Genomic DNA, 11462 nt, shown 5'->3' with positions numbered 1-11462 from the left:
CCATAGCCGTCAGTTTAAGGACGTAAGACCCTGTTGGTGAGGTGTTTTTGCAATAAATCGTAGATCCCCCTTGGGATCTTTCTTCCTTTTGTTCATATTTGTATCTGTTTTTTTAGTTGAAAAAGGCGGCTTACTTCGTCGTTCTCCGCCTTTTTCCTTACCCAATATAATAATATTTTTATGAATAAAGGAATAAAAACCAAAGAGATTTACGGAAAAAAGAAATAATTTTAGAGGAAAAAATCAATTCCTCCTTCAGTCAGGAAATAATCAATTCGATGGCCAAAGAGTCCGGATTCTGCATCAGGAAGTCAAAGTTTGCCGGCTTTCAGTTTCTCTTCAGTCTCATGTTTGCCTATCACAGGGGGAAACATTTCAGCCTTCTTGATATGGCATCCTTTCTTTTCAGGGATTTCAGGCTTAAGATTACCAAACAGTCCCTCCATGACCGCTTCAATGGAAGTGCCGTCAGGTTTCTGAAAAAATGCCTTGACCACCTAATGTCACAGAAAATCCGCTATAAGGGGGACTCCAATGCCCTTAGGAGCAAATTCAGCAGGATCCGGATAAAGGACTCCACAAAATACGGACTCCCGGATTCATTTATCGGCAAGTACGGAGGTTACGGTGGGGCCCTCAAGAATTCATCCTCGATGATCAGCATCCAGTATGAATATGATTTTCTCAGCGGGCAGAGTCTGGACCTGAGGCTCACCGAAGCGGTCAGAAACGACCAGTCCGATTCGTCCGGTTTTACCCACGACATCCGTGAAAACGACCTTTTCATCAGGGATATGGGATACTGCACACTGAAATTCATGTCCATGGTCGATTCGGGCAAAGCTTTTTTTGTCAACCGTCTGGCACCAAAAACCAACATCTATGCAGCCAGGGACTCAAAGGAGCCTGTTGATGTCAAGGATTACATGCGCAAACTCAAAAAGCATGGGCTGGAGTTTATGGAAGTGGAGGTCTTCCTTGGCAAAAAGGAAAGGATCCCGGTGCGGGCAGTGATATCCCTGGCCGATGAGGATACCTACCAAAAAAGGATACGCAAAACCGAAAAACAGGCCAGGTCCACTGGAAACAAGGTCACTGAAGCATTCAGGACCAGGGTCCGGCTCAACATCATGGTTACCAATGTGCCCGTGCAAATGCTGGATGCCCAAAATATAAGAAAGGTTTATTCCATAAGATGGCAGATAGAGCTTTTGTTCAAAGTCTGGAAATCCCAGGCAACGATCCATGAGTTCAACACCTGCAATATCCACAGGTTTGAGTGCCAGCTGTACGGAAAGCTGATATGGATTGTCCTCAACCTGAACTTATTCAATTGGCTGCAGCAAAGGATTTTCTCCAAGAAAAATTACCTTTGCAGTGTCTGGAAATATTTCAAGCTTATACTCAACCTTTCGGACCGGTTGCTGGAGGCCATAAAAACACCCGGGAAAATAATCCTGCTCATGGATGACCTGGCTGAACTGGCACCCAAAATCCTCAAACTTGAAGAAAAAAAAGACAAACCATCTTTAAATCAACAGTTTATGTGCTTAGCCTGACGGCTATGGTCGGCAGACAGGGATGACCGATGGAACGTGCAATGAAGCATTTAACCATAGTTTTATTTAACTACGAATTACTTGTAGAATTATAAATTTTAAAATCAAGTCAAAGATTCTACTTTTTACTTTGTTGTTTAATATCAACATATTAACTAATATTGTGGATAATAAACAACATGTTATGAAAGCCAAAAAGACTGTTCTATTGCCCAGGTTTCAGAAAATATTGGAGCAAATGGGTGAGAATATCAAGCTGGCGAGAAAGAGGAGGAAGTTTACCACCATTCAGGTTTCGGAAAGGGCGGGGATTAACAGGACGACTTTGTATCAAATAGAAAAAGGAAATCCCAGTGTAGCGTTGGGTTCATATTTCAATGTTCTACGGGTTTTGAATTTGGAAGGTGATTTTCAAAAACTCGCTGCAGATGATGAATTTGGGAGGAAATTGCAGGACATGGAACTGATTGGGAAATCATGACATCAATAAGGAAAACAGATATTTGGGTATATGCCCATTGGAAAGGGATGTCCGAGCCAAAGTGTCTAGGGGTGTTGACTGCGCAGCAGGCAAAGGGAAGAAAAGCCTTTGGTTTTTCTTATGATCCCACATGGATTTCATCCCAAGAGCAATGGTTGCTAGATCCGGATATCGCCTTGTACAGTGGCACCCAATACCCAAAGGACAAAGAAAATTTCGAAATGTTTTTGGATTCAATGCCTGACAATTGGGGAAGGACTTTGATGAAAAGAAGAGCGCTTTTGACTGCCCAGAATCAAGGTGTCCCGCCGAAAGTGTTGTATGATATTGATTATTTGTTAGGAGTCAATGACTACACAAGGATGGGGGCACTGAGGTTCAAGCTTGATCCTGACGGGTCTTTTTTGGATAATGAATCTCTTTTTCCAGTGCCTCCATGGACTGAAATCAGGGATTTGCAATATGGGGCAAACCTTATAGAATCAAATGAAGATACCGATGAGGTGGATAAATGGCTCAGTATGTTGATGGCACCTGGGTCTTCATTGGGAGGCGCAAGGCCAAAAGCAAACATTAAGGATGAAAAGGGAGTGCTATGGATAGCCAAATTCCCTTCTCAAAATGACACTTTTGATAAAGCTGCGTGGGAGTATCTTATTTACCGTTTGGCTGTAAAAGCGGGTATTGAAATGTCACCATGTAAGCTAGAGCATGTTTCAGGTAGATACCGCACTTTTTTTACAAAACGGTTTGACAGGGATGGGGAAGAGCGGATTCATTTTGCCTCAGCGATGACGATGACGGGGAAAAGTGAAGAAAATATCAGGGATGATACGCCTTCATATCTGGATATTTTGGAATTCATCCAATTTTCAGGAAGTGATGTTGAAGGGGATTCCAAAGAGCTTTGGAGAAGGATTGTTTTCAATGTTATGGTTTCCAATACAGATGACCACCTTCGCAATCATGGTTTTGTGCTTACTTCCAAAGGATGGAGACTATCTCCCGCGTTTGACCTTAACCCTTCCGTTGAAAAGGATCGTTTGTCTTTAAATATCGATATGGATGATAATGCTTTGGATTTGGGAATAGCTAGGTCAGTTGGAGAGTTTTTTAGGATCAGTCAGAAAGAAATGGAGGTAATCGTTGAAGAGGTTAAATCAGCAGTTTCAAATTGGGAAGAGGTCGCCAATGAAATCGGTATTCCAAGAAATGAGCAGCGCCTGATGAGCGCTGCATTTAGAGTATAGGTTTCTTGAGTTGCAACACACTCCCCATATCCCCTTTCTTTCTTACATCGCCATCCCATTAAAAGGATTGAACCTCCTTCTACCTACCGCCATGCCGATGGCGCGGCAGACGGTTTTGTCGCCATACCTGGTATTGAGACGGTCGAGCGCTTGGTAAAGCCGGATCTGCTCCTGTGTATCTTCGAAGAGATTGATCTGGTAATTGCCATTGACAAGGTGGCTGAAGCGTACCCCGATCAGACGGATCAGCATGCGGCGGTTGTAGAGCTTTCGGAACAATTCCTTCACAATCGGTATCAGCGTGTGGTCCGCCGAAGTATAGGGTATCCGCTGTTGTACGGTATGTGTATCAAAATCCGAATACCGGATTTTCACACTCACGCAGGCGGTCAGTTGCTGTTTTTGGCGCAACTTGGTGGTAATCTGCTCGGTCATGGCAATGAGGTGGGCTTCAAGCATCTTCACGTCTATCGTATCCTGTTCGAAGGTGTTTTCCGAGGAAATAGACTTGGCTTCGGAATAGGGTGTCACAAGCGATCGGTCTATGCCGTTTGCTTTTTCCCAGATGATCAGCCCATTTTTGCCGAAGGTGGCTTCCAACAGTTCGGCGGGCATCACCTGTAGGGTCCGGACGGTTTTCACTCCCATATTGTATAGGGTATGCGAAGTCTTTTCCCCGATCATGGGAATCTTGCGGACGGATAATGGAGCGAGAAAAGGCTTCTCCATCCCATAGGGGATTTCCTTTTCATTGTTGGGTTTGGCTTCACCGGTGGCGACTTTGGAGACGGTTTTGTTTTCGGACAATCCCAGAGAAATCGGCAGCCCACTTTCCTTCAGGATCCTTTGGCGGAGTTCCTGCGCCATCTTGAAGCAACCAAAAAACCGGTCCATTCCCGTGTAGTCGATGTAAAATTCGTCGATGGAGGACTTTTCAAAGAGCGGCACATCTTCCCGGATGATCTCGGTGATCTCATGGGATTTTTGGCTGTACTTCTCAAAATCCCCCCGGATGATCAATGCTTCAGGGCAAAGCTGCCGTGCCGTACGCATGGGCATGGCAGAATGTACACCAAACTTTCGCGCTTCATAGCTACAGGAAGCCACGACTCCCCGGTCTCCCGATCCACCGATCAGGATGGGCTTGCCGTTCAGCCTGCTGTCAAACAGCCGCTCCACCGACACAAAAAATGAATCCAAGTCCATATGAACAATGCTCCTCTTCCTTTCCATGATAATATGTTAATATAATAAACAAATTAATGTTTATAAATTAAACATATTTTGGATAACAAAGAGGAAGAAGTAATTCATTTTTTCAGTAATTGAAACTTCTCGGACAGTGGGTGACGGGTTCAATGTCCTTCTCATCATTTAGGCAATGGGATGCCTAAAATCAAAGCTTTGAAAATATATGGATAATTATGACATCCTGAAGGTCATTTAATTGAACCACAAAAGAGACAAAAGATCACAAAAGAAAAGGATCCACGTTATGTACAAATAGCGGTTTACAAACTATTTTAATCCTTTTGTTCCCTTTTGTTCCTTTTGTGGTTCAGAAAAAGAAAAAGAAAAAGAAAAACTGAAACTGACATCGACACATTGACAATCGAATTCAGCGTTTGAAAATACATGGGGGTTACAGCATTCTGAAGGTCATGTGATTGAACCACAAAAGAGACAAAAGATTACAAAAGAAAAGGATCAAAGTTAAGTTCAAAGGCGGTTTGCAAACTGTTTCAATCCTTTTGTTTCCTATTGTTTCTTTTGTGGTTCCAAACAATACTCCTTGCCACGGCGAGCAGGACGGCGCACAAGTATCCTAATATCTAACGATATCCACCAATATCAATTGATCATGTGTAACATTCGAAATAGTCTTATTTGAATATCCTTTTATCAAAAGGGAACTTCTCGACTTTTAGGATTTCAATGCTTCCAAATTCCCTGTGATTGGGATTGATCAGGATATTGTAGTCTCCTTGGGTTACTGCAGAGGGTACCATTATTGCACAATACCTGTTTTGAAACACAAACCCGTCGCCTATCCTTTGTGTGGTTGTAGGGTGGGGGAAAGCATTCCAACCTGAGGGAAGTTCGTCTTCATGGATAAGACCAATTTCAATATGATCAGGAATGGATATGCTTACCATCATGTAGTCATCAGGCAAGGTGGCCAGGCTAAAATGAACCGCAACTTCAGCCATGGCCAATGACCTGTTTTGGGCAGTGTAGATCAGTTCTACTCCTACAGAATTCCATCTGGCACCCTTAATGGCGGCACCTTTTCCAGAGAGTAAATAGGCATAAGGAGCCCTGGAAAGTCTGAATACCTCCATTTATACAAGAATCCCGTGATTGATTCTGACCAGTTCGCTCATGACCAAATCCTTTCCGTAGGAATCTTTCAAAAGGTCGATGGGCTTAAGGTTGCCAAGGGCATAGTTAGGCGTGTTGAGCCAGAGTTTTAATTTTTCAATGTTTCCAAAAACTTCAAGCCCCATTTTTGTCACTTCTGCCATTTCAATTATTTTTTCCGAATGTATGGGCTTGAAGTGATGGGACTCAGAGGCTTTGTAACGATGCAGGGATTTGGTGGAAATGTCCAGAAAATTTGCCCAGTCACTTTCTGAAAACGGGGTATAGTCTTGGACACAATCAAAAAATGAATAGGGGATACCTGTCCTTATGGCGGCAATAATCAGCATCTTGTCTGAAAGGAATTCGGCATAGGTAATCTCTTTTCCCTCATCAAATGAAAACCCCTCCAACCTCGATTTTTTTAATAATGAGGAAACTTCTTTATCAAGTTTAGATTCTAATTTGGAGATTACTACGCTTGTCATACATTTTCTATTTAGACTTTTGTCTATAAATATAATACAAATGTCCAATAGAAATGATTCCTTTTGATTTTTTATTTATCACCAAATTTTCCGGTAACCTTTAAATTAAACGATTCAATTAGAAATCTATTTGCCTCACCAGCGCAGGCACGGAGAATAATATCCTAATATCCAACCAGTATCCACCAATATCCAATTTCAGTTACAGGCATCATTACAGAGTTACAGATTTTTCAATTTGCCGGCAACACCTTAAAAACCCGACTACCTCTATGAACCTGCCCAAATACATCCGTAGCTTCTACCTCTATGGTATGTTCGCCGATTTCCATATTAGAGGAGATTGGAGCTCTCCAAAGGTGGTCGGTCAAAGCAGGATTGGATGGTCTCCTGCCTGACATGACTTCCTCTGTGGTGTCCCATTCATATACTTTTAGCAAATATGTGGGATCATAGCTTTCCATTTGGGTCATGTTCTTCCATTCTCCCTGATTGATCCGGTATCGTACTTTGTTGTCAGCTGCCCCGGTAAAAAAGTTGACCACGATGCCGGAGTTGGTGCGAACATCCTTCGTCAAAACTTTAGGAGCAAAAATCTCCATTTGGTAGGTATCGGGTTTTCCGGCGGCTTTGTAACGAACCTTGAAATCAGAATTATTGATGTCCAAAAACAGGTAACCTTTTGGTGAACCGTCCCGCATGGTGGATTCAGGAGTTCCATCGGCGAGGATTTTGCCACTGTACCAATCTCCCGACGGCGTTCCGATATTGTAATGGTGATGTGCTTTTGCTTGATTATAGCCATCTTCCTTGCCAAAAAATGTCTGCTTCATATAATGGGTATGGGCGGACATGGAGAAGGTTTTAGCAAAGGGAGAGAGCAGTTCCAGGATTTTTTCCCGGTCGGCATCTCTGAAGCTGTCCCCGTTTTCTTCAAATAGTGGAATATGCATCAAGAGTACTACCAATTTATCCTTGGGAACCAGTTTGAGGCTGTTTTCCAAAAACGGCAACTGATCAGACCTTAAACCTCCCCAATAACCTTGTCCATCCCTAGGGTCAGGATAAAGGATGTCTTCCAGGACTACAAAATGCGCATCTCCATAGTTGAAAGCATAGGTCGCAGGCCCAAAGTTGGCAGTGAAGGATTCATCGCTATATTCATCTTTGTCTGCATCAAAGTTCATGTCGTGGTTGCCCATCACCTGAAACCATGGCACTCCGATCTTGCCCACAGCTTCTTTATAATGTTGGAAAAAGTCAGGTCTATCTCCGACCAAGTCTCCCAAGGCGGCACCAAAAGCAATGTCCTGAATATTTTCAACTTCTGAGACGATCCCTTTTTTGAAATGCTCGATCTCCTCCAAAGTATAAGGCTGCGGATCTCCAAAAATCAAAGCGGTGAACTTTTTGTCTCCATTGCCTTGCAAAAGCCCAAAATCCACCGACTTGGGTAGTTTTCCTGTAGGTGCAACTCCGGGATATTTCAGGTTGGCAGGAGAACCATTGGGTTTGTGGATATAATAAAATTGGGGGATGTTGTTGGCATCGGTCGGCAGTTGATGGGAGGCCGGCTTGATGACGAAGATGGTTTGGTCCTCCGAAAGTGGAAGCTCATACTTTCCGTTTTTGTCGGTTCGGACCACTTGAATGCCGTTGGATACCGCGACATTGGGCAGTCCCTTTTCCCTTCTTTCTTTTTTACCGTTGGCATTAAGGTCTTCAAAGACGATTCCGCTGACTTTTTCCTGAGCAGATATTGAACCTGCAAAAATCAGTGCAATGAACAGGAGTTGAATTTTTTTCATGGAGTTTGGTATGTTTTGGATAAAATTAAGGGTTTTTGTTCAATACTATGTTTTGAAAAGGTTATGCTATGGTTAAGGATGAGGAGTGGTTTGGGGGATGGGATGGTTGGTTGGTTCAAGTCTTCAGACTTGGACCATTTACCTTGCAGTCTTCAGACTGCCAATGATTGTCGGAGGAATCTTTATCGGTCATTTAAGGAAATGATTTTGAAGCCGTGTCCTAAAAATAATGATCCACAAGAATTTAAAATTACTTTGTGATTACATCTCTGTTTCTGACATTTGAAGAAACAAACTTTCATTCAATGCATTCAACAACAAGAGGTTTTGTCAATGATTTAGAAAAGTTCAAAAAGAAATTTCCATTTCCGTTTAAGTCCAGAGATGAGAAGGATGATTTTTTGTCTTCGTACAAAAATACTATTGAGGAGATACAAAGTTTTTGTGAAACTGAATTTGATTGGTTCAAGTCAGATCAAATGAAGTCCACTTTTGAAAAAATTTATAATCTGACATATAGGGTAATCCAGAGTAAATTGAATGGGGATGATGAAAATGCATTTCTTCTTTTTAATATTCTCTTGATAAGATACTCTAATCCAAACAATACCAAAAAAAGAACGGAAGACGAAGTGTCAAAAGGAAGCGATTTGTCCTTTGATCGGTATTCATCTCTTGATCCAAAAGATTTTTTTCGTATTAGACGTGCAGAATGGATAGGTGACAAACTCCGACCTTACGAAAAGGACGATTTATTTCACATTAGGTATCATGATAGACGTAAGTGCAAAAACTATAGGTTTAGCATTTCTGAAATCCCAGCCTTGTATTTGGGGGAATCCATTGAAATTTGTGAACATGAAGTTTTCAACGGAGGAGATCTTTCTAAATATTACATTTCTCAATTCATAAGTCGTGAGTTGTTGAATGTAATTACTATTGATTTTCCCGATTTGATAATTTGGGATTTAAAACATGGTGGATTTAATGAGACAGCTTTAAGATTTTTTGCGTATCTCCCTTTTTCATCAGCTTGCCTATTCAAAACAGCCCCTCCACATAATCATCCCTTCAATCCTGAGTACGTTATTCCGCAAATGCTAATGAGCTTTATAGAGAAGAACACCAAATTAGATGGGGTTAGATATCCATCCACCAAATTCATATATGATGGGAAAACCAAACCTGTTTTGAATTATGCTTTTCCGGTCAAGGATCCTGATGATAAAGACGGTTTTTGTAGAAACCTTACAAAAATCTTTAATTGGACTGAACCTGTAATTTCAGAGATTGATTATGTTAAAATGAAAAATGATTTGAGCGAAAGTGTTGGAAAAATTGAAATGTCTTATGATTTGAAAAGATGGAGGGATGAATTTAGATTTAGAGGAAAATGATTAGTTAATTAAAGGCTAAATTTTATTTTATTTTTTCAGGCACCGAGATTCTCGGACTTATTTGGTTTTGTTTTTTAAATTTTCAAGTTCTTTTTGAAGCTGGAGTTTGGAAAGCTTTCTCTTCATTTTCTCATTTTCGTTTTTTAACCTTTCAATTTCATTATCGAAATCACTGTAGTCACCTTTTAAGTAAATCTTAATTATGAAACTGTAGAATATTAATAATAAAAAAATCGCTATTATATCTAAATTTTCAAGAGGGTTGATGCCGTAATTAGCAAACTCATGAATAAAAAAAACTAGAATTAACAGGATTCCAATATATAAGGTATATAGTATTAGCTTTGAGACCAAGTTCATTCTTTCGTAAATGCTTTAAGTGAATGTTTGAGTTCCTCATTTTCGATAGACAATTTTAGGAATTTTTCCTCCTTACCAGAAGAAACCTTTTCATCTAACCTGTTATTAGAAAAAAAATAATAACAAAAAAACAACACACAATGAATCAAACCTGTCAACTTAATTGTTAAAACCAAAGATTCATAAAAATTAAACAATTTGGATATAAAGTAAGGTAAACTCTGTATGCTGATAACAAACAAAATTAAAATGACTAGGTTAAAAACCAATGCCAAATATTTCACATTTCTAAACCTAATATCAAAATTAACCAACATATATTCTAGGGTTTTATTTAAAATTTATGTAAGTAATATTGATTTCAGGTAATCTTAAGCCCCCACTGTTATTCTACTATTTTCCTTTTTCCATAATTCCCTGATTTTAGCGACGTAATCATCAACAAAATCTTCAAGCTCAAAATAGGTATTGAATTTAGATTTCGATAGATTGGTTTTAAAGTTTTCCAATATTTCTCGAATTTCTTTTTCATCAAAATCACTGTCAGCACTGTAATAAAAAGTAGGAGAATTTACAGTAAAATACAATTTAATGGCGTCAAGGATTGCACGCATAAACTTGCCATAAACAAAATTCCTAATACTAAAGAATTGGTTTCTGTCTAATGGGAGACCGGTTTTACTTTTCTGTGCATAGTCCAACAAAATCTCTATAGCCTCTTGCACTTGCCTTTTATACTTATTTGGAAGATCCTTTGAATTGGAGTGACTAATAATTTCCTGTTTTAAATTTTCAAACTCTTGTTTGGCAGTCTTTTTTCTATTTCTGGTATTAAGTGAATCCTTTTCATGTATTTCATAGGGATAAGAGGAACTTTCCTTCAAATTCCTATATTTCATAATTATTCTATTTAAGTCCCTTTCCATCACATATCTGAATTTATACTGTCAATATCGATAATTTTTTGTACAAGAGCGAATTTTTCTTCTTCCGAAAGACCTAGGTTTCTGATTTTGCCTATCATTACATCAATATCTTTTTTCTCTTTGACAACCAGATAGTTTAAGTCATTTACGTCAAAAAATAAATGATCAGGATTTTCATGATATTTCCTGTTCAATTCCTCTCGGTAAGATTCATCATCTTTTTCATGAAACTCTTTTTTAGTTCTTTCAGGGACCCACCTCCATTCTCTATCGATATAATTATTCCTGATCTCCCCTTGATATAGTTCTTCATAAGATTTAATGAAACCAGCCATATTTTCAGAATGGCTATGTAAGGCTCCAAGCATAGATTGAATGTTCAGGATTTCCGAATCATTCTCTCCATATAACATTTTCAATCCCTCCAGCCTTTCAATGATGTTATTCAATTCAAAAGATGAATTTCGGAAAGAATTTGAAAATCCGGACTGTTCCAATCTATAGAGGATTGGACTGACTTTATTTGTGGTACCCCAATCTTTTTTAAAGCCTATTCCATACGAACCATACCTTTCTGTGTGATTTCTCGAAATAAACTTTAAAGGGATATCACAAAAGCATACCATTGGTGTCGCTATAAATTTCTTATTGAGGAAAAAATCCTGAACTGTTTCAATATTGAAGGATGCCCGTAAGGATTTTCCATCAAGGATTTTTAGGATATTATTATGATCCTCTGTAAAATGAAAAAGGCTGCTTGCTATCATAATAAAAATGAAGGCTTATTAAAAACGTATTCAAAACATGACTTCAAATTAAAAAGAATAAAACT

At 39.6% G+C, this 11462-nt stretch carries 11 protein-coding genes; 4 read left to right on the top strand and 7 right to left on the bottom strand.

Translation table 11 applies throughout. The features are described 5' to 3' along the window. Positions 1 to 224: 224 nt before the first annotated feature. The 3 genes from ACEW8O_RS22950 to ACEW8O_RS22940 all read left to right on the top strand — a co-directional run bounded on the left by ACEW8O_RS22950 (position 225) and on the right by ACEW8O_RS22940 (position 3290). A complete protein-coding gene (locus ACEW8O_RS22950; RefSeq protein ID WP_373496965.1) occupies positions 225 to 1559 on the top strand; it encodes an IS4 family transposase in 1335 nt (444 codons plus the stop codon). A 184-nt stretch (positions 1560 to 1743) separates the two neighbouring features. Further along, positions 1744 to 2040: a helix-turn-helix domain-containing protein gene (locus tag ACEW8O_RS22945; RefSeq protein ID WP_373496963.1), complete on the top strand. Its 297-nt coding sequence runs from the start codon at positions 1744 to 1746 to the stop codon at positions 2038 to 2040. Further along, positions 2037 to 3290, top strand: coding sequence for a type II toxin-antitoxin system HipA family toxin (locus tag ACEW8O_RS22940; RefSeq protein WP_373496962.1), 1254 nt, complete (start codon positions 2037 to 2039; stop codon positions 3288 to 3290). The genes ACEW8O_RS22945 and ACEW8O_RS22940 overlap by 4 nt, the downstream gene beginning before the upstream one ends. A gap of 42 nt (positions 3291 to 3332) precedes the next feature. Here the strand turns inward: ACEW8O_RS22940 and dinB are convergent, their stop codons facing one another. The 4 genes from dinB to ACEW8O_RS22920 all read right to left on the bottom strand — a co-directional run bounded on the left by dinB (position 3333) and on the right by ACEW8O_RS22920 (position 7947). After that, on the bottom strand, positions 3333 to 4523 hold the full coding sequence (gene dinB / locus ACEW8O_RS22935) for a DNA polymerase IV (RefSeq protein ID WP_373496961.1): 1191 nt from the start codon (positions 4521 to 4523) through the stop codon (positions 3333 to 3335). Between the two features lie 650 nt (positions 4524 to 5173). Further along, positions 5174 to 5632, bottom strand: a complete 459-nt coding sequence (locus ACEW8O_RS22930) for an RES family NAD+ phosphorylase (RefSeq protein WP_373496960.1) — start codon at positions 5630 to 5632, stop codon at positions 5174 to 5176. Further along, positions 5633 to 6139, bottom strand: a complete 507-nt coding sequence (locus ACEW8O_RS22925; protein WP_373496959.1) for an antitoxin Xre/MbcA/ParS toxin-binding domain-containing protein — start codon at positions 6137 to 6139, stop codon at positions 5633 to 5635. A gap of 233 nt (positions 6140 to 6372) precedes the next feature. Then, positions 6373 to 7947: a calcineurin-like phosphoesterase C-terminal domain-containing protein gene (locus ACEW8O_RS22920; RefSeq protein WP_373496958.1), complete on the bottom strand. Its 1575-nt coding sequence runs from the start codon at positions 7945 to 7947 to the stop codon at positions 6373 to 6375. 305 nt (positions 7948 to 8252) lie between these two features. On the opposite strand from ACEW8O_RS22920, the gene ACEW8O_RS22915 reads away from it, so the two are divergent. Continuing rightward, positions 8253 to 9344 carry a hypothetical protein gene (locus ACEW8O_RS22915; protein ID WP_373496957.1) on the top strand — a complete coding sequence of 364 codons (1092 nt, stop codon included), beginning with the start codon at positions 8253 to 8255 and terminating at the stop codon, positions 9342 to 9344. A gap of 57 nt (positions 9345 to 9401) precedes the next feature. Here ACEW8O_RS22915 and ACEW8O_RS22910 read toward each other — a convergent pair whose 3' ends face one another. The 3 genes from ACEW8O_RS22910 to ACEW8O_RS22900 all read right to left on the bottom strand — a co-directional run bounded on the left by ACEW8O_RS22910 (position 9402) and on the right by ACEW8O_RS22900 (position 11256). After that, a complete protein-coding gene (locus tag ACEW8O_RS22910; RefSeq protein WP_373496956.1) occupies positions 9402 to 9704 on the bottom strand; it encodes a hypothetical protein in 303 nt (100 codons plus the stop codon). Between the two features lie 371 nt (positions 9705 to 10075). Beyond that, on the bottom strand, positions 10076 to 10630 hold the full coding sequence (locus tag ACEW8O_RS22905) for a hypothetical protein (RefSeq protein WP_373496955.1): 555 nt from the start codon (positions 10628 to 10630) through the stop codon (positions 10076 to 10078). Beyond that, a complete protein-coding gene (locus tag ACEW8O_RS22900; RefSeq protein WP_373496964.1) occupies positions 10630 to 11256 on the bottom strand; it encodes an abortive infection system antitoxin AbiGi family protein in 627 nt (208 codons plus the stop codon). Before ACEW8O_RS22900 ends, ACEW8O_RS22905 begins: the two co-directional genes overlap by 1 nt. Positions 11257 to 11462: the final 206 nt, after the last annotated feature.

The organism is Aquiflexum sp. (assembly GCF_041749095.1).
Lineage (GTDB): Bacteria > Bacteroidota > Bacteroidia > Cytophagales > Cyclobacteriaceae > Aquiflexum.
Note: the sequence above shows the minus strand (reverse complement) of the source record. Positions and strands in the feature narration are given on the sequence as shown.